General features: G+C 67.9%; 18 protein-coding genes. 7 read left to right on the forward strand and 11 right to left on the reverse strand.

Going from position 1 to position 16817, the window contains the following annotated elements:
* Positions 1-49: 49 nt before the first annotated feature.
* The 9 genes from AC1GI4_RS11855 to AC1GI4_RS11895 form a co-directional block, all read right to left on the reverse strand.
* Positions 50-1084, reverse strand: a complete 1035-nt coding sequence (locus tag AC1GI4_RS11855; protein WP_479629631.1) for a sensor histidine kinase — start codon at positions 1082-1084, stop codon at positions 50-52.
* A gap of 10 nt (positions 1085-1094) precedes the next feature.
* Positions 1095-1538 carry a response regulator gene (locus tag AC1GI4_RS11860; protein WP_058717856.1) on the reverse strand — a complete coding sequence of 148 codons (444 nt, stop codon included), beginning with the start codon at positions 1536-1538 and terminating at the stop codon, positions 1095-1097.
* Positions 1539-3038: a sensor histidine kinase gene (locus AC1GI4_RS11865; RefSeq protein WP_433909125.1), complete on the reverse strand. Its 1500-nt coding sequence runs from the start codon at positions 3036-3038 to the stop codon at positions 1539-1541. It lies immediately after the preceding gene.
* A 65-nt stretch (positions 3039-3103) separates the two neighbouring features.
* The gene (locus AC1GI4_RS11870; protein ID WP_042485340.1) at positions 3104-3865 is read right to left on the reverse strand and encodes an exonuclease domain-containing protein; all 762 of its coding nucleotides are present in this window, start codon (positions 3863-3865) and stop codon (positions 3104-3106) included.
* A gap of 39 nt (positions 3866-3904) precedes the next feature.
* Entirely contained in the window at positions 3905-4960 is a 1056-nt protein-coding gene (folP, locus tag AC1GI4_RS11875) for a dihydropteroate synthase (protein WP_479629632.1), read from the reverse strand.
* Between the two features lie 141 nt (positions 4961-5101).
* On the reverse strand, positions 5102-6241 hold the full coding sequence (locus tag AC1GI4_RS11880) for a site-specific DNA-methyltransferase (protein ID WP_294275385.1): 1140 nt from the start codon (positions 6239-6241) through the stop codon (positions 5102-5104).
* 338 nt (positions 6242-6579) lie between these two features.
* Positions 6580-7176, reverse strand: a complete 597-nt coding sequence (locus AC1GI4_RS11885; RefSeq protein WP_479629633.1) for a ribonuclease HII — start codon at positions 7174-7176, stop codon at positions 6580-6582.
* A gap of 171 nt (positions 7177-7347) precedes the next feature.
* The gene (thiD, locus tag AC1GI4_RS11890) at positions 7348-8175 is read right to left on the reverse strand and encodes a bifunctional hydroxymethylpyrimidine kinase/phosphomethylpyrimidine kinase (protein WP_479629634.1); all 828 of its coding nucleotides are present in this window, start codon (positions 8173-8175) and stop codon (positions 7348-7350) included.
* Position 8176: 1 nt separating this feature from the next.
* The gene (locus AC1GI4_RS11895) at positions 8177-8443 is read right to left on the reverse strand and encodes a hypothetical protein (RefSeq protein WP_479629635.1); all 267 of its coding nucleotides are present in this window, start codon (positions 8441-8443) and stop codon (positions 8177-8179) included.
* A gap of 26 nt (positions 8444-8469) precedes the next feature.
* On the opposite strand from AC1GI4_RS11895, the gene AC1GI4_RS11900 reads away from it, so the two are divergent.
* Entirely contained in the window at positions 8470-9354 is an 885-nt protein-coding gene (locus AC1GI4_RS11900; RefSeq protein WP_294275381.1) for a bestrophin family protein, read from the forward strand.
* Positions 9355-9498: 144 nt separating this feature from the next.
* On the opposite strand, the gene AC1GI4_RS11905 is transcribed toward AC1GI4_RS11900, so the two are convergent.
* The gene (locus AC1GI4_RS11905; protein WP_479629636.1) at positions 9499-10920 is read right to left on the reverse strand and encodes a sigma-54-dependent transcriptional regulator; all 1422 of its coding nucleotides are present in this window, start codon (positions 10918-10920) and stop codon (positions 9499-9501) included.
* A gap of 251 nt (positions 10921-11171) precedes the next feature.
* Here AC1GI4_RS11905 and AC1GI4_RS11910 point away from each other — a divergent pair, with 251 nt between their 5' ends.
* The 6 genes from AC1GI4_RS11910 (at position 11172) to AC1GI4_RS11935 (ending at position 15842) form a co-directional block, all read left to right on the forward strand.
* Entirely contained in the window at positions 11172-11306 is a 135-nt protein-coding gene (locus tag AC1GI4_RS11910) for an aa3-type cytochrome c oxidase subunit IV (protein ID WP_294275379.1), read from the forward strand.
* Positions 11307-11316: 10 nt separating this feature from the next.
* Positions 11317-12438: an NAD(P) transhydrogenase subunit alpha gene (locus AC1GI4_RS11915; RefSeq protein ID WP_479630397.1), complete on the forward strand. Its 1122-nt coding sequence runs from the start codon at positions 11317-11319 to the stop codon at positions 12436-12438.
* Between the two features lie 128 nt (positions 12439-12566).
* Positions 12567-12935 (forward strand): endonuclease domain-containing protein, encoded by a 369-nt coding sequence (locus AC1GI4_RS11920; protein ID WP_479629637.1) that lies wholly within the window; start codon positions 12567-12569, stop codon positions 12933-12935.
* A gap of 1 nt (position 12936) precedes the next feature.
* The gene (locus AC1GI4_RS11925; RefSeq protein WP_294275376.1) at positions 12937-13236 is read left to right on the forward strand and encodes a proton-translocating transhydrogenase family protein; all 300 of its coding nucleotides are present in this window, start codon (positions 12937-12939) and stop codon (positions 13234-13236) included.
* A gap of 56 nt (positions 13237-13292) precedes the next feature.
* Positions 13293-14777, forward strand: coding sequence for an NAD(P)(+) transhydrogenase (Re/Si-specific) subunit beta (locus tag AC1GI4_RS11930; protein ID WP_479630398.1), 1485 nt, complete (start codon positions 13293-13295; stop codon positions 14775-14777).
* 144 nt (positions 14778-14921) lie between these two features.
* Positions 14922-15842, forward strand: coding sequence for a winged helix DNA-binding protein (locus AC1GI4_RS11935; protein WP_479629638.1), 921 nt, complete (start codon positions 14922-14924; stop codon positions 15840-15842).
* Here the strand turns inward: AC1GI4_RS11935 and AC1GI4_RS11940 are convergent.
* Positions 15839-16663 carry an oxygenase MpaB family protein gene (locus tag AC1GI4_RS11940; protein ID WP_479629639.1) on the reverse strand — a complete coding sequence of 275 codons (825 nt, stop codon included), beginning with the start codon at positions 16661-16663 and terminating at the stop codon, positions 15839-15841. The two genes, AC1GI4_RS11935 and AC1GI4_RS11940, sit on opposite strands and share 4 nt — an antisense overlap.
* Positions 16664-16817: the final 154 nt, after the last annotated feature.

The following is a 16817-nucleotide window of genomic DNA, read 5'->3' on the forward strand; positions in this document are numbered from 1 at the left end:
GCCCCTCCCCTGAAGGGGAGGGGTGGAGTTCACCTCATGTCATCTTGCTCTAAACCGGCACCCGCAACACCGCCCGCACCCCGGAATGGGCCGGGTCATATTCCACCGCCGTCTGCAGGCTCTGCGCCATCGCGCGGACCAGCTTGGCGCCCAGCCCGGTGCCTTGCGGCTTCTGGTCCGGCGCCATGCCGCAACCATCATCCTCGACCGTCAGCACGCAATGTCCGTCAGCTTGCGCCACGGTGATCCGCACCTCGCCGCCGCCATCGGGATAGGCATATTTGCAGGCATTGGTGACCAGTTCGGTGACGATCACCCCGATCGACACGGCGCGGTCGGTCGTGACCCGGATCGGCTCCGCGGTCAGGGTCAGCGTGCGCGGGCAGGCATCGCTTGACCAGCTTTCGCCCAATTCGTCGATCAGCGCGCCCAGATAGTCGCTCAGGTCGACCTGTTCCACGTCGTTGGCGGTATAGAGCCGCCGATGCACCTGCGCGATCGCGCGGATGCGGCGTTGGGTATCCTCCAGCGCCTCGCGAGCGCGCTCGTCAGTCATCACGCCCTTTTGCAACCCGATCATTGCGGAGACCAGTTGCAGCGAGTTGGCAACGCGGTGGTTCACTTCGCTCAGCATCGCCTCCAGCCGTGCGTTGGTCGCGCGCAACTCGGCCTCGGCATCCGCCTTGCCCCGTTCCAGCCGGGCGCGATCGAGGACCTGGACGAAGCTGGCGGACAGCAGGTCGAAGAAATCCTCGCCGACCGTCTTCACCACATAATCGGCGGCGCCCGCCTTCAGCGCGGCGACGGCGATGCGCCCCTCATCCGATCCGGTAACGTAGACGACCGGGGGCGGCGCGGGCAGTGCGGTGATCGCGGCCAGCGTCTCCAGACCGTCCATGCCCGGCATATAATGGTCGACCGCGACCAGGTCGAAGCCGCCGCCCGCCGCCATGTCGACGCCCTCGGCCCCCGAAGCGGCGCTTGCCACGTCATAGCCGTGCCGCCCCAGCGCACGCGACACCAGCCGTCGCAGCGCATCGTCGTCGTCGATATAGAGGATGCGGGGAACCGCGCCGCTGGTCATGGCGGGGCGTTCAGCCCTCGACCTCGGGTACCTGGATCACCGACAGGAATAGGCCCAGCTGGCGGATCGCCTGGGCGAAATTCTCATAGTTCACCGGCTTGGTGATATAGACGTTGCAGCCCAGATCGTAGCAGCGCTGGATCTCGACCTTGTCGTCGGTGGTGGTCAGCACGACAACGGGCGCGCGGCGCAGCGGGCTGTTCTCGTCCTTGATCCTGGCAAGGATGTCGGTGCCGCTCATGTCGGGCAGGTTCAGGTCGAGCAGGACCATCGCCGGGCCGCTCTTGGCCGGACCATCGGGGGCATGGAACAGATATTCCAGCGCGGTCGTCCCGTCGGTGAAGTGGCGGATATCGTTCAGGATACCGGCGCGCCGGATATTCTTCTCGATCAGGCGGGCGTGGCCCTCATCGTCCTCGATCATGACGATGCCCACGGAGCGATGGTCGTTCATTCAGGCACCTTCGTTGGAAAGGGTAGGGGGGAGCGAGATGAAGAAGGTGGCGCCTTCGCCCAGCTGGGACTCGACCGAAATCGTGCCGCCCAGGCGATAGGCGAGCGCGCGGACATGCGCCAGGCCGATGCCTTCGCCGGGCTGGTCCTGCTGGCCCGAACGGCGGAACAGGTCGAAGATGCGCTGATGGTCGCGCGGGTCGATACCCCGGCCATTGTCGCGCACCGCCACGATCACCCGGCCCGGCGTCTCCTGCGCGGAGACGTGCACCTCGGCGGGGCGCGACGGGTGGCGGTATTTCGTCGCATTCTCGATCAGGTTGGACAGGATCTGTTCCAGCGCGATGCGGTCGCTGACGATGACCGGCATCGGTCGCTCGATCGTCACGGTGACGCCGCGATCGTCGATGACATGGCGGATGGAGTCGGTGATCTGCTCGACCAACTGGTCGAGCGCGATCATCTCGGGCGCCAGCACCCGGCGCCCCTCGCGGCTGAGCTTCAGGATCGCGTTGATGAGCCGATCCATCTTGGCGGTCGAGGTACGGATGAAGCCGATCGCCTCGGGCAGGTCCTCGCGCGCGGCCAGTCGCGCGTCTTCGGTCACGATCTGCGGCGCCTCCGCCTCGGCACGGTCGATCAGTTCGGCGAGCGGCCGGGTCGCGGCGGACAGTTCGGCCGTGAAGCCCATGACGTTGACCAAAGGCGAGCGCAGATCGTGGCTGACGATATAGGCGAAGCGCTGAATCTCCTCGTTCGCCAGCGCCAGATCGGCGGTTCGTTCCTTGACCTGATCCTCCAGCGTGGCGTTGAGTACGGCCAGCGCGCTGCGCGAACGGTGGAGGTCGCGGGTATAGCGACGGATCGTCAGGAAGGTGACGACCGCAACCGCCAGGAACAGCAAGGCGGCGATCGCCATGACGGTGGAGAAGGTCTGGCGGCTGGCGAGCTGCTCGGCGTCGCGAAGGGCGAGCAGGCGGCGTTCCTCGCGTGCCATCGCATCGAACACGCGGCGCAGCTTCTGCATCCGCTGCAAACCGCTGTCGACGCGGAACTGGCGCAGCGCATCGGCCCCCCGGCCTTGCTGGACCAGCGCATTGGTCTGGCGCTGCGCGGCGTCGAGTTGGGTCAGGCGCTGCGTGACCGTCGCCATCAGTGCATTCTGGCGCGGATTGTCGGCGGTCAGGCGGCGAAGTTCGTCGATCTGCGGCGCAAGCTCGGCATGGGCACGCTCGAAACTGTTCAGAAAGGCCGGGGTGCCTGCCAGCATGTAACCGCGCCGGGCGGTTTCCTGCTGCTCGGCCAGACGGCGCACCTCGATCAGCACGCTTTCGACGCGGTAGGTGTGGACGACCCAGTCGCTGTGCCGGTTCGTCTGGCGCACGACATAGCCTGCCGCCCCCGCCGCGACGAGCAGCGCCAGAAAGCCGATCGCCATGGCGGCGACCAGGATGCGACCGATGGGATTCTCGGCCGGTGCGAGCGTGGGCGACCCCTGCATTCCGCCTGCCTTATCGAAGGACAGGCATCGACGCCAGAGCCGTTACGTCAGCATTACGGTATCAATTACAGAAGCAGTTCCTGCGGGCTGGGCCGCCCGACATGCCCACCGCCGCGCCGCCGCGCCATTTCGGTCTCGGCGGTGAAGCGGACATCGGGGTCGCGGTCGGAGAGGAAGCCGATCAGCGAGTCCTCATCGATCTCGCGCCAGTCCTTGCCGCGATCGGGGCCGTAGCGGACGCGCGGCAATAGCCCTGGACTGCGCGACCATTCCAGCAGCTGCGCCAGGCTCGCCTCGTTCAGCTGGTCGCGCAGGTGATGCGCGGTGACATAGGCGTCGGGGAAGGCGCGGTGGATGGGCAGGCCGCGCTCATGCACCAGCCCCTGCGGCTTGCGCCAGTAGCGCAGCACCTGGTTGGAGAAGCTGGGGCTGTCGGGCCACAGGCGCAGCGCGCATTTCCAGGTGCAGATCCAGTCGGCCGACTGGGTCATGGCGGGGGTGCAATATTGCTGCTCGAAATCGGCCCGGTGCGCGGCCAGCGCCAGACGGCGCGGCCAGGGATCGAGCACGCGGCGCGCCACGTCATGCCACCAGGGCGCATCGGCGACCTGCTCGTCCAGGATGTGGTGGATTGCCTGGGTGATCGGCGGGATCGGGCGGCCGGGATTGACCAGGATGCTGCCGCCTTCGCCCTCCAGCTCCCAGCGGCCGTCCTTGCCCAGCGCCACGTCCTGCCAGCCGATCTCGCACACGCCGTGGGTGGGCGGGGCCTGTCCGGTCGTCTCCAGGTCGATGACGCGGATGATCTGGGGCTGGGGACGCTGCATCGCCCCTATGTGGGCGCTCGGGCCGCGAAAAGCGAGGGCCTATCCGATCAGCGCACGGTCGCGCAGACCCCGCCAGACGTGCAGCGCCTGTACGGTTTCCGCCACGTCGTGCACGCGGATCAGCTGTACGCCCGCCTCCGCGCCCTTGATCGCCAGCGCGAGCGAGCCGCCCAGTCGCGCATCGACGGGGGCTTCGTTCGACAGCGCGCCGATCATCCGCTTGCGGCTGGCCCCCAGCATGATTGGGCAGCCCAGGCCGTGGAAGATCGCCAGGCCGTTGATGAGCGCCAGATTGTCGGCCAGCGACTTGCCGAAGCCGATGCCCGGATCGACCATGATCCGCGACCGGGGAACGCCCGCCGCCTCGACCGCCGCGACGCGCGCCTCCAGCCAGTCGAACACCTCGGTCAGCACATCGGTGTAGCCGACCCGGCCATGGCCGCCCTTGGCCGGATCGGGCGAGTGCATCAGGATGACCGGGCATCCCGCCTTCGCCACCACCTCCAGCGCGCGGTCGTCCCAAAGGAGCGCCGCGACATCGTTGACGATACCCGCGCCCGCCGTCAGCGCGGCCTCCATGACGGCGGCCTTGCGCGTGTCGATCGACACCAGTGCGCCGCCCCTGGCCAGCCGCTCGACGACCGGGGCGGTGCGGGCGATCTCGTCGCCTTCCCATACCGGCGCCGCGCCGGGGCGGGTGGACTCGCCGCCCAGGTCGATGACGGCCGCGCCCATCGCCGCCATCGCCATGCCGCTATCGGCCGCCGCGGCGGGGTCGCCGACATGCTGGCCGCCGTCGGAGAAGCTGTCGGGGGTGACGTTCAGGATCGCCGCGACCTGGGGCTGATCGAAGCGCAGCGTGCGTCCGCCCATGGCCCAGGGCGCGCGGGGGGCGGTGAACGCGGCGTGGAGGGCCTGCGCGCGGGGGGAGTTGCCCAGTTCCTGCTCGAAGCGCGCGACGGGGACGATGCGGCGGCGCGAATCTTCGCGGACCTCATAGGCGGCGAACCACTGCATCCCGCCTGCGAGGCGCAGGGCGCTGCCGTCTTCGAGGCCCACGGGGGTGTCGACGAATTGGACGGGGCGCAGGTGCATGATGTGGTTCCTTTTATTCCTCCCCTTGCAGGGGAGGTGGCGCGCGCAGCGCGTCGGAGGGGTATCCCCCTCTCGATAGCGCGACACCCCTCCGTCAGGCCTTCGGCCTGCCACCTCCCCTGCAAGGGGAGGAATAGAGGCTTACGGCTGCGTCGCCAGCAGCCAGGTCTGGCGCATCGCGTCGATCGGCTTCAGCGCGCCTTCCAGCTCATAATGCCAGAAGGTCCAGCCATTGCAGGTCGGCCGGTTCTGCAGCAGCGAACCCAGCCGGTGGATCGACCCCGCCTGCCCGCATTCGGACAGGAGCGAGCCGTCCGCACGCACCGTCGCACGCCATTTCCGCTTGGCGTCCATCAACGGCATGCCGGGCATCAGATATCCATTTTCGACCAGCGTCCCGAACGCCACCTTGGGCTGCGCCTTGGGGCTCTGCATCGTGGCCAGCGCGCTTTCGTCGAGGGGCAGGGCGGCCTCGATCCGCTCGATCGCGGCGGCGCAATAGGTCGGCTCGCGCTCGATGCCGATCCAGCGGCGGCCCAGCCGCTTGGCGACCGCGCCGGTCGTACCGGTGCCGAAGAACGGGTCGGCGATCACGTCGCCCGGCCGCGTGCAGGCGAGCAGGATGCGATAGAGCAGCGCCTCGGGCTTCTGGGTCGGATGGACCTTGTGCCCGTCCTTCTTGAGCCGTTCCTGACCGCCGCAGATCGGGAATTCCCAGTCCGATCGCATCTGGATCTCGTCGTTCAGCGTCTTCATCGAGCGATAGTTGAAGGTGTATTTCGCCTTCTCGCCCTTCGACGCCCAGATCAGTGTTTCGTGCGCGTTGGTGAAGCGGGTGCCCTTGAAATTGGGCATGGGGTTGGACTTGCGCCAGATGATGTCGTTCAGAATCCAGAAGCCCAGATCCTGCACCGCGGTCCCGACGCGGAAGATGTTGTGATAGCTGCCGATGACCCAGAGCGAGCCATTGTCCTTCAGCACACGGTAGCATTCGGCGAGCCATAGGCGGGTAAAGGCGTCATAGGCGGCGAAGGTGTCGAATTTGTCCCAGGCATCGGTGACGGCGTCGACATGGCTGCCATCGGGCCGGAACAGCTCGCCGCCGAGCTGGAGGTTGTAGGGCGGGTCGGCGAAGACCATGTCGACCGACTTGTCGGGCAGCGAGCGGAGCGCGGCGATACAGTCGCCCATCAGGATCTGGTCGAGCGGCAGGTCGCTTTCGCGGTGCGCCGATACCGGCCGCGTCCCGATCGGCTTGGCCACCGTCTGGATCACCCCCATGCTACCCGTTCCTTCTACCCTCGAACCCTCGCATCCACCCGGAACGAGTCACACGTCAAGAGGCGATTCGCGTCCACGACTCGTGGGAATCCGCCAGATTCGACGACATGTTGCGATTTCGTGGCAGATATGGGGGCTGTGGATAACTTCGCCCCCAAGGGAGTGGGGTGTGGCGGTTGCGACTCGGGGCAGCTCAAAATTCCTCCCCAAGCTCGCTTGGGGAGGGGGACCGTCGCGCCAGCGATGGTGGAGGGGCTGACGGATCGGCCATGCCCCTCCACCACGCCTTTCGGGCGCGGTCCCCCTCCCCGTCTGACGATGGGGAGGAATTTCGGGATTTAAAGATCCAGATAACATTGCGCCACGGGCGCGAAGCTGCGGCGGTGGAGCGGCGTCGGGCCATGTTCGCGCAAGGCGGCCAGATGCACGGCCGAGCCATACCCCTTGTTGCTGTGCCAGCCATAAGCCGGCCAGGTTTCGGCCGCCGCGATCATCATCTCGTCGCGGACATGCTTGGCGACGATCGAGGCGGCGCCGATCGCCAGCGACTTGGCATCGCCCCCGACGATTGCGGTGGCGGTATAGTCCCATTTGGGCAGTTTGTTGCCGTCGACCAGCACATGGGCGGGGTGGCATCCCAGCGTCTGGGTCACTGCATCGACCGCCAGCGTCATCGCCTTCATCGTCGCCCAGTAGATGTTGAGCCGGTCGATCTCCTCGGGGTGGACCACCCCGACGCCGACGACAGCACAGGCGCGGATCTCGGCACACAGGCGTGCGCGCGTCTTTTCGGTCAGCTTCTTGGAATCGTTGATGCCTGCGGGGACGCCCGTGGCTGGCAGGATGACGGCGGCGGCGACCACCGGCCCCGCCAGCGGCCCGCGCCCCGCCTCGTCCACGCCGCACAAGGGCGCGGGAAAGCTGTGATCGACCATGGCGCGGGCTCTATCCTGGGGTGACGGGGAAGGGAAGGCGATCACGATCCTCCCCGGCACGGGGAGGGGGACCAGCGAAGCTGGTGGAGGGGGCGTGCCGCAAAGATCGTCCTTCGTGGAAGCCCCCCTCCGTCAGGGCTTCGCCCTGCCACCTCCCCGTGCCGGGGAGGATCATCCCCATCGCGCCGCGAACGCCGCCGCGTCCCAGCCTTCGCGGCTGATCGCGGCGAGCAGGTGGTAGAAGGGGACCATGCCCAGCCCATGTCCCATCGGCCCATGCCCCTGGCCCAGCCCCGGTGCGGCGGCCAGCGCGGCCTGGACGAAGGCGATGGCGCGGTCGACCGCATCGGCGAGCGGCAATCCCTGGCCCAGCCCGGTCGCGATTGCGCTGGCCAGCGTACAGCCCGTGCCATGGGTCGAGCTCGTCTCGCGCCGGGGATGCTGCCAGCGCTGTTCGCCGCCCGGCTCGACCAGTCGGTCCTCGATCACCGGCCCATCGCCATGCCCGCCCTTGACCAGCAGCGCGCCCGTCTGATGCCGGACCACCGCCTCGCCGCCCAGCGCCGCCAGCTCGGGAAGGTTGGGCGTGGTCAGCGCGGCCAGCGCCAGGAACCGGCGAAAGGCCGCGATCACGTCCGCGTCGGCCAGCACCGATCCGCTGGTCGCGATCATTACGGGATCGAACACGACGGGCAGGTCCAGTGTCTCCAGCCGGTCGGCGAGCGCGTGGGCGGTTTTGGCCGAGCCGATCATGCCGATCTTCACCGCATCGGCGCCGATATCGGCCAGCACGCTGTCGATCTGCGCCATCACCATGTCGGTGGGAACCGGATGCACCGCCTGCACCCCCAGCGTGTTCTGCGCGGTGATCGCGGTGATCGCGGTCATCGGATAGCCGCCCAGCATCGCGACCGTCTTGATGTCCGCCTGTATGCCAGCCCCCCCTCCGGAATCGGAGCCGGCGACGATCAGGATGCGGGGCGGGGTCGGCACGGTCATATTATTTCCGCCATGCCTTTTCGCCGGGACAGGGGCAAGCCGAACGCAGGTCGGCCAGCGGCGCGCGACAGACCTGGCCTTCATAAAAACAAGGCGTTCGAACGACTTGGATATCTTTCGGCTTGGCCCCGGAGATGGCAGACCGATGGCGGCTTCGTAACGTTTCGTTTCCCACCCCGGCGAGGCTCTTTCCTCGCCGCACCGCCCGCTTATTTCGATGCGCATCCAACCCGAGCTTGTCGCGTTGCTGCGCCTTGGAACCCTTCATGGGTGGCCGCACAAGGGAGACCGAATTTGATCGTCGACGCCGTACCCCGCACCCGCATCATCATTGCCGAGGTATGGCGTCCCCTGCTGGCGCTGTTCATCTGGGACGTGATCGTCACGGTCGCCTATTATGTGCTGCCGTTCAAGGCACCCTCGCTGCCGCTGACGCTGTTCGGCACCGCGCTGGCGCTGTTCCTGGGGTTCCGCACCAATTCGGCCTATCAGCGCTGGTGGGAAGGGCGGCAGCTCTGGGGGCTGATGATCAACGCCTCGCGCAACATCGCCCGCAGCGCGCGCAACTTCCTGCCCGAGCCTGAGGGGCATGACCTGAAGCGCTCGATCGTGCTGCGCCAGGTCGCTTATGTGAACGCGCTGCGCTGCCAGTTGCGCAAGCAGCCGGTCGACGGCGAGGTGCTGCGCTTCCTGTCGCGCGGCGAGGCGGAGCCCGCGCTCGCCCGCACCAATACCGCCAACGGCCTGCTCGACGGCACCGGCCGCCGGATCGCGGATGCGCAGCGCAAGGGCTGGATCGATTCCATTCAGCAGACCCAGATGGAATCGGTGCTGGTCGACATCGCCAATTCGCAAGGGGGCATGGAGCGGCTCAAGAACACGCCGCTGCCCAATCAGTATCGCTTCATCCCGGCCTTTTTCACCCGGCTGTTCTGCGTGCTGCTGCCGATCGGCCTCGTCGAGACGCTGGGGTTCGCCACGCCGGTCGGCTCGTCGATCGCGGGCCTGATGTTCCTGGCCGCGCTGCAGATCGGTGACGACCTGGTCGATCCGTTCAGCGACACGGTCCACGACCTGCCGCTCAGCGCCATGTGCCGGACGATCGAGATCGACCTGCTCCAGGCGATCGGCGATCCCGCGCCCGAGCCGATGAAGCCGGTCGACGGGGTGTTGTGGTAATGTGAAGTTCCTCCCCGGCACGGGGAGGGGGACCAGCCGCAGGCTGGTGGAGGGGGGCGTGCGGTTAAGGTGATCCTATGCCGCAAGCCCCCCTCCGTCAGCCCTGGCGGCCTGCCACCTCCCCGTGTCGGGGAGGATTGATTCTCACGCCGCGTTGTCGATGCCCAGTTCGCCGAGCTTGCGATAGAGCGTCGACCGGCCGATCCCGAGCCGCCGGGCAACCTCCGTCATGCGGCCGCGATAATGGCCGATCGCCAGGCGGATGACATCGGCCTCGATCTCCTCCAGCGGGCGGAGATGGCCGTCGGGGCGGAACAGGCTGACGCCGCCATTGGCGATCCCCGTGGCATGGCCCGACGCGACCGACGGGCGATCCCCCAGCGCGGCGATCTGCGGGAAATCGGCGGTGGTCAGCGCATCGCCCTCGCACAGCACGGCGGCACGGAAGAGCGCGTTCTGCAGCTGGCGGACATTGCCCGGCCAGTCATAGCGGCGCAGTAGGTCGAGCGTGTCGTCGGTGATGTCCAGCTGGCGCAGGCCCGGCTGCTGCGCGATCCGATCCAGCAGGTGGCGGGTCAGCGCGGCGATGTCGTCGGCCCGGTCGCGCAGCGGCGGCACCGCGACATGGGTGGCGTTCAGCTTGTAGTACAGGTCCTCGCGGAAACGCCCGGCCTCGACCGCCTCGACCAGGCGCACGTCGCTGGCCGCGATGATGCGGACATCGACCTCGCGCGCATGACGGGCGCCGAGCGGCAGGATCGCGCCGGTCTGAAGCATGTCGAGCAGCCGTCCCTGCGTCTCCGGCGGCATGCCCGATACCTCGTCGAGGAACAGCGTCGATCCGTGCGCCTCGACCATCTGGCCGATGCGCCGTTCGAACGCGCCCGCAAAGGCGCCCTCCTCATGGCCGAAGATGACGCTGTCGAGCAGGTTGGCCGCGATCGTCGAACAATTGACTCGGATCATCGGCCGCTCGGCACGGGGCGAGGCGGCATGGATCGCCATGGCCAGCGACTCCTTGCCGACGCCGCCCTCGCCCTCGATCAGGACGGCGGCGCGGGTGCGGGCGGCCTTGGACGCGACGGCCAGCGCCGCGCGGAAATCGGGGGCGTCGCCGACGATCTCGTCAAAGGCGAGGAGCGCGGGAATCTTCTCGGTCAGCGGGCGAAGCTCGCCGCTGGTCTGGCCCGCGACACAGGCCTCCAGCGCGGCGAGCAGCCGTTCGGGGGCCAGCGGCTTGACCAGGAAGTCGGTCGCGCCCGCCCGCATCGCCGCCACCGCCTGCGCCACCGAGTCGTTGGCGGTCAGCATCAGGATAGGCAGTTCGGGACGAAGCGCGTGGCAATCGGCGATCAGGGCGGTGGCATCGGCCCCCGGCGCCCAATGCTCGATCAGTACGGCGTCCAGCTCGCGCCCCTGCGCCGACCCCAGAACCGAGGCCGCCATATCGGCATCCGTCGCGAACAGGGTGCGCCAGCCACCGCGTTGCGCCAACGCCGCGATCAGGCGTTGCTGCGCCGGCTCATCATCGATCAGCAGCAGCAAACGTTGGCCGTTGCGCGTCATAACTCGTCCTGTTGCCCCAATTCCCGCACCTATAGCGCAACTTTGTTAAAATCTGCGTTAAATCGGGACAATCCCTTTTGCCTGTGGATGGCGGTTCGCATCACGTTTGAGATTCGACGACGGCGGGCGTGAAGACCTGTGGACCTTGCATCGTCGTTTCGGGGTTGATCCCGGTGCGCCGGTGAATAAGCTCCCAAGAGGTTCATGCGGCGCGGATCGATAGCGGCAGGACGATAGCGGAGGTGAGGATCATGGCGGCCAACGATACCGGCACCGGCGAGATGAAGGCGCATGTCGCCACCTATGACCTGATGATCGGGATGCTCAAATGGGGCGCGCTCGTGGCCGCCCTATTGGTGGCGATCGTCCTCTGGCTGATCGCCTGACCCCATGGGCCTGCGCATCGCGGTCCTGCACGAAACGGCAGCCGACGAAGCCCGCGTCGCCGCCACGCCGGAAACCGTCAGGAAGCTGATCGCGCTGGGCGCAACGCTGGCGGTGGAGCGCGGCGCCGGTGCCGCTGCCGGTATAGCCGACGGTGATTACGAGCAGGCCGGGGCGGAGGTCGGAGAACGCGCCCAGGTGTTGGCGGGGGCCGCGATCGTGCTGGCGGTGCAGGCGCCCGATCCGGCGACGCTGGTCGGGGTGGAGGCCGGGGCCTGGGTCGTCGCGGCCTTCGACCCGTTCCGCCGCACCGAGACGGTGTCGGCCTATGCGACCGCAGGGCTGGAGGCGCTGGCCATGGACTGGATGCCGCGTATCACCCGCGCCCAGTCGATGGACATATTGTCGTCCCAGTCGAACCTGGCGGGTTACAAGGCGGTGCTGGAGGCGGCGGGCGCCTATGGCCGGGCCTTTCCGATGATGATGACGGCGGCGGGCACGATCCCGGCGGCGCGCGTCTTCGTGATGGGCGTGGGCGTCGCGGGGCTGCAGGCGATCGCGACGGCGCGGCGGCTGGGAGCGCAGGTCTCGGCGACGGACGTGCGTTCCGCCACCCGCGAGCAGATCCAGTCGCTGGGTGCCAAGCCGATCTTCGTCGAGGGCGTGGCGGGCATCGAGGGCGAGGGCACTGGCGGCTATGCGGGCGAGACGAGCGAGGAGTATCGCGCCGCGCAAGCCCAGCTGGTGGCCGGGCATATCGCCAAGCAGGACATCGTCATCACCACCGCGCTGATCCCCGGCCGCCCCGCGCCGCGCCTCGTCACCGATGCGCAGATCGCCACCATGCGCCCCGGCAGCGTCATCGTCGACCTGGCGGTCGAGGCGGGCGGCAATGTCGAGGGCGCGGTGCCGGGCGAGATCATCGAGCGCCACGGCGTCAGGATCATCGGCCACCGCAACATGCCGAGCCGACTGGCGGCGGATGCCTCGGCGCTGTTCGCACGCAACCTGCACAATTTCCTGGCGGCCTTCTGGGACAAGGAGGCCGGACGCCCGGTCCTCGACGCGGAGATCGGCGACGCGATCCGGCTGACCCAAGGCGGTCGGGTGGTGAATCCGAGGGTGCAGTCGTGACCCCCATTCCTCCCCTTGCAGGGGAGGTGGCGCGCGCAGCGCGTCGGAGGGGTGTCCCCCTCTCGATAGCGCGACACCCCTCCGTCAGGCCTTCGGCCTGCCACCTCCCCTGCAAGGGAAGGAATTGAATGTTGCAGGGAATCGATCAGGTTGGCGACAGTGCGCGAGAGTTGCGGCAGGATATGTCGGCGCCGGAAATCACCCTGTGGCAAGTCCTGCGCCGTCGTCCGGGCGGATTGAAATTCCGGCGTCAGCATCCCTCCGGTCCCTACATTGCTGACTTTTATTGTCATGAGGCGCGGCTGGTCATCGAAGTTGACAGCGAAGCGCATAATCGTGGCTATCGGCCAAAACGTGATGCAGCACGAGACAATTGGTTCGCAAATCGCGGCCTGACCACGCTGCGCATTGCGGCGACTGACATCCAGAAGAATATCGAAGGCGTGACCGTCCAGATCATGAAACACGCCGCCAGCGGCCGTGCCGGGGAGGAATAGCATGGACTTCATCTCGATCCTGTCGATCTTCGTGCTGGCGTGTTTCGTCGGCTATTATGTCGTCTGGTCGGTGACGCCCGCGCTGCACACGCCGTTGATGGCGGTGACCAACGCCATCTCCTCGGTCATCATCGTCGGCGCGCTGATCGCGGCGGCGGCGTCTTCGGGGGCGACCGGATCGGGGGTGGCCAAGTGGCTGGGGCTGGCGGCGGTGGTGCTGGCCAGCATCAACATCTTCGGCGGCTTTGCGGTGACGCAGCGGATGCTCGCCATGTACCGCAAGAAGGAGAAGCGCTCGTGATCGCCCCCGTGTCACCTGCGCTGCCGCCCGCGCCGCTCGCCCCTGCCGTAGAGGCGGTGGCCGCCAACCCCTGGGTGTCGCTCGCCTATCTGGTGGCGGGGGTGTGCTTCATCCTGGCGCTGCGCGGCCTGTCGAGCCCGACGACCAGCCAGCGGGGCAATCGCTTCGGCATGATCGGCATGGCGATTGCGGTCGTGACGACGCTGGTGACGCATGTGCCGATTACTGGCGGCGTCATGACCATTGGCGATGAGCAAATACTGATTGCGGCGACCGATTGGATCGCCGTTTTCGAGATTCTCGCCGCCATCGGCCTGGGCGCGGCTGTAGGCATCGTCACCGCCCGCCGTATCGCGATGACCGCGATGCCGCAGCTGGTCGCTGCCTTCCACTCGCTGGTCGGCCTAGCCGCCGTCGCGGTCGCCTGTGCCGCCTTCCTCAACCCGGTCGCCTTCGACATCGCCGACATGGTGGTGCCGATGATCGGCCAGCCCTTTGCCAGCATCCATGTCGTCAGCCGTGTGGAAATGGCACTGGGAGTCGCGATTGGCGCGATCACCTTTTCGGGGTCGGTCATCGCCTTCCTGAAGCTCAACGGCAATATGGGGGGCAAGCCGATCCTGCTGCCCGGCCGCCATGCGCTGAACGCGGGGCTGTTGGGGGCGATCGTCATCCTGGTCGCGATGTTCACGCGAGATCAGGCGCCGTGGATCTTCTGGACGATCACGCTCCTGTCCTTTGCGATCGGCTTCCTGCTCATCATCCCGATCGGCGGCGCGGACATGCCGGTCGTGGTGTCGATGCTGAACAGCTATTCGGGCTGGGCGGCGGCGGCGATGGGCTTCACGCTGCACAATACGGCGATGATCGTGACCGGCGCGCTGGTCGGATCGTCGGGCGCGATCCTGTCCTACATCATGTGCCGGGCGATGAACCGCAGCTTCATCAGCGTGATCGCGGGCGGCTTCGGCGCGAGCGATGCGGGGAGCAGCGGCGGCGCGGCGGTCGACCGGCCGTGGAAACGTGGCAGCGCCGAGGACGCCGCCTTCCTCATGTCCCAGGCCGAACAGGTCGTCATCGTCCCCGGCTACGGCATGGCGGTGGCGCAGGCGCAGCATGTCCTGCGCGAGATGGGCGACCTGCTGAAGAAGGAAGGCGTACGCGTCAAATACGCCATCCACCCGGTCGCGGGGCGGATGCCCGGCCACATGAACGTGCTGCTGGCCGAAGCGAACGTGCCCTATGACGAGGTGTTCGAGCTGGAGGACATCAACGCCGAGTTCGCGCAGACCGACGTCGCCTTTGTCATCGGCGCCAACGACGTGACCAACCCGGCGGCAAAGACCGACAAGTCCTCACCCATTTACGGCATGCCGGTGCTCGACGTCGAAAAGGCCAAGACAGTGCTGTTCATCAAGCGGTCGATGGGCGGCGTCGGCTATGCGGGCGTCGATAACGAGCTATTTTATCGCGACAATACCATGATGCTGCTGGCGGACGCCAAGAAGATGGTCGAAGAGATCGTCAAGGCACTCGGCTGAGTGTCCGATTCGAACTGACGTCGACTCCCGGACGTCGGTCGGGGTCGCATCGCTGGTCAGGGCGATGGGGCGGATGCCCCGCGCCTGTCGGCACCTTGCGGCCATGTCGAAGGGCCCGCTGCATGGCGGGCGGCGGGGAGTGGCATGGACGGACAGGATCTTTACGGCACCGGCTTTGCGGTCGTGGTGATCGGCGCGCCCGCGCTGGCGCAGGCGGCGGGCGATCTGGTGCGGCAGGCGGGCGGCCGGGTGCTGCGCAACGTCGCCTGGCCCGCGGTGGCGGAAGAGATCGGGCAACAGGCGGGACGGCCGCTGCTGCTGGTCGACACGCACGGAGCCGACGCGGCGACGATCGAGATCGCGCTCGCCCGGATCGACGCCGTCGCCACCGCGCTCGACCTGCCTATCGTGGTCAGCATGGCGACGGGCGACATCGATCTGGTCGCCGCGATGCTGCTTGGCCCGCGCGTGGCGATGCTGTGCGATGCCAGCCCGCTGGAGCTGGTCGCCGCGCTGGCGGTGGCGGGGGCCAGCCATGGCGGGGCGACACTGCTTCATTCTTATGTCCGCGAGGGGGAGTCCGAACGGTTGCGCAAGCTGAACGCCGAGGTGGCGCGTATCGCCGAGGCGCTGGCGAGGCTGTCGGTGCAGGAGGATGAGGACCGGCGTGGCGGGGTCGGCGACCGGCATCAGAGTTTCCACGCCGCCCCGCCGCGCGCCCAGCCGGGCGACGCCGAGACGGTTCGCAGGATGATCCGCGCGCGGCGGCTGCGCGACGGCTTCTTCGAGGGCGGGCTGTTCGAGGAACCGGCCTGGGACATGCTGCTCGACCTGTATGCCGCGCATCTGGAGGGCACGCAGGTGTCGGTATCCAGCCTGTGCATCGCCGCCGCCGTCGCGCCGACCACCGCACTGCGCTGGATCGGCAAGATGACCGAGGCGGGCTTGTTTACGCGTCAGCCTGATCCCGTCGACCGCCGCCGCGCCTTCATGGTGTTGACCGAGCGGGCGCTGGAGGGGATGCGGGGGTATCTGAACGCGTTGCGGCGGCTGGAAAACGCTTAACCCGCCAGTGCCCAGCGGATCGCGCCGCCCAGCCCGCGCGTGCCCGCCCGGATCGCGGGCTTGACCGCGCCGTACCCGTCCAGCCCGTGCAGCCGTGCCGCCCAGTCGGGAAGCAGCGCGATCCCCGCCTGGGTCAGCCAGCCGCTGACCGGCGCCAGGGCGGGGCTGGGCGCGGGCTGGTTGAGCAGGGTGCGCGCCACCGCCCGCGTCCGCGCATCGACGCGCAGTTCCGGGCGGATCGAATCCAGGAAGCGCGCCAGTTGCTGCCGGTTCTCGGGCACCTGCTCGGCCCCCAGCCGACGGGCGATCGTCGCCATCTCGGCCAGATAGCGATCCGCCTCGGCGTCGGGGAAATCAGGATCGCGATAGGTGCGATGCGCGCGCAGGAAGCTGTCGACCTCGGCGGCGTGGACGAAGGTCAGCAGATGCGGGTCGTTCGCCGAATAGGGCGTGCCGTCGGGCAGGGTGCCGCTGACCCGGTCATGCACCGCCCGGACGCGCGCGATCATCCGCTCGGCCGCCTCGGTCGCGCCATAGGTGGTGACGGAGATGAACCCCGCCGTCCGCCGCAGCCGCCCGGCCATGTCACTGCGGAAATCGCTATGGTCCCACACGCCCGCCAGCGCGGCGGGATGCAGCATCTGGATCAGCAGCGAGGTGATCCCGCCTGCCATCATCGCGGTGAAATCGCCATGGACGGTCCAGGTCGCGGAGCCGGGGCCGAACAGCCCGTCATCGCCCGGCGGCCGGGTCAGGTCCAGCTCACGGCCGCCGACCACGTCACGTATCTGGTCGGCGATCTGGCGGCGGACGGGGAGCATGAAGGGAGAACGCGCCGGGGGGCGGGGCGTTGCGTGGGAACGTTCAAGGGCCCTACCTCCGTTCGCACTGAGCGAAGTCGAAGTGCACGTCCTGCGCTCGCGGCGAGGCTAGTCCCGTGGGCTTCGACTTCGCTCAGGCGGAACGGGGTGAGAT

It is taken from the genome of Sphingomonas sp. 77B, from assembly GCF_056497825.1.

What these genes read in the sequence shown, in the direction of transcription:
- AC1GI4_RS11855 (WP_479629631.1), bottom strand. Translation starts at nt 1,084, where the DNA reads ATGACCAGCGGCGCGGTTCCCCGCATCCTCTATATCGACGACGACGAT.
- AC1GI4_RS11860 (WP_058717856.1), bottom strand. Translation starts at nt 1,538, where the DNA reads ATGAACGACCATCGCTCCGTGGGCATCGTCATGATCGAGGACGATGAG.
- AC1GI4_RS11865 (WP_433909125.1), bottom strand. Translation starts at nt 3,038, where the DNA reads ATGCAGGGGTCGCCCACGCTCGCACCGGCCGAGAATCCCATCGGTCGC.
- AC1GI4_RS11870 (WP_042485340.1), bottom strand. Translation starts at nt 3,865, where the DNA reads ATGCAGCGTCCCCAGCCCCAGATCATCCGCGTCATCGACCTGGAGACG.
- folP (WP_479629632.1), bottom strand. Translation starts at nt 4,960, where the DNA reads ATGCACCTGCGCCCCGTCCAATTCGTCGACACCCCCGTGGGCCTCGAA.
- AC1GI4_RS11880 (WP_294275385.1), bottom strand. Translation starts at nt 6,241, where the DNA reads ATGGGGGTGATCCAGACGGTGGCCAAGCCGATCGGGACGCGGCCGGTA.
- AC1GI4_RS11885 (WP_479629633.1), bottom strand. Translation starts at nt 7,176, where the DNA reads ATGGTCGATCACAGCTTTCCCGCGCCCTTGTGCGGCGTGGACGAGGCG.
- thiD (WP_479629634.1), bottom strand. Translation starts at nt 8,175, where the DNA reads ATGACCGTGCCGACCCCGCCCCGCATCCTGATCGTCGCCGGCTCCGAT.
- AC1GI4_RS11895 (WP_479629635.1), bottom strand. Translation starts at nt 8,443, where the DNA reads ATGAAGGGTTCCAAGGCGCAGCAACGCGACAAGCTCGGGTTGGATGCG.
- AC1GI4_RS11905 (WP_479629636.1), bottom strand. Translation starts at nt 10,920, where the DNA reads ATGACGCGCAACGGCCAACGTTTGCTGCTGCTGATCGATGATGAGCCG.
- AC1GI4_RS11910 (WP_294275379.1), top strand. Translation starts at nt 11,172, where the DNA reads ATGGCGGCCAACGATACCGGCACCGGCGAGATGAAGGCGCATGTCGCC.
- AC1GI4_RS11920 (WP_479629637.1), top strand. Translation starts at nt 12,567, where the DNA reads ATGTTGCAGGGAATCGATCAGGTTGGCGACAGTGCGCGAGAGTTGCGG.
- AC1GI4_RS11925 (WP_294275376.1), top strand. Translation starts at nt 12,937, where the DNA reads ATGGACTTCATCTCGATCCTGTCGATCTTCGTGCTGGCGTGTTTCGTC.
- AC1GI4_RS11935 (WP_479629638.1), top strand. Translation starts at nt 14,922, where the DNA reads ATGGACGGACAGGATCTTTACGGCACCGGCTTTGCGGTCGTGGTGATC.
- AC1GI4_RS11940 (WP_479629639.1), bottom strand. Translation starts at nt 16,663, where the DNA reads ATGCTCCCCGTCCGCCGCCAGATCGCCGACCAGATACGTGACGTGGTC.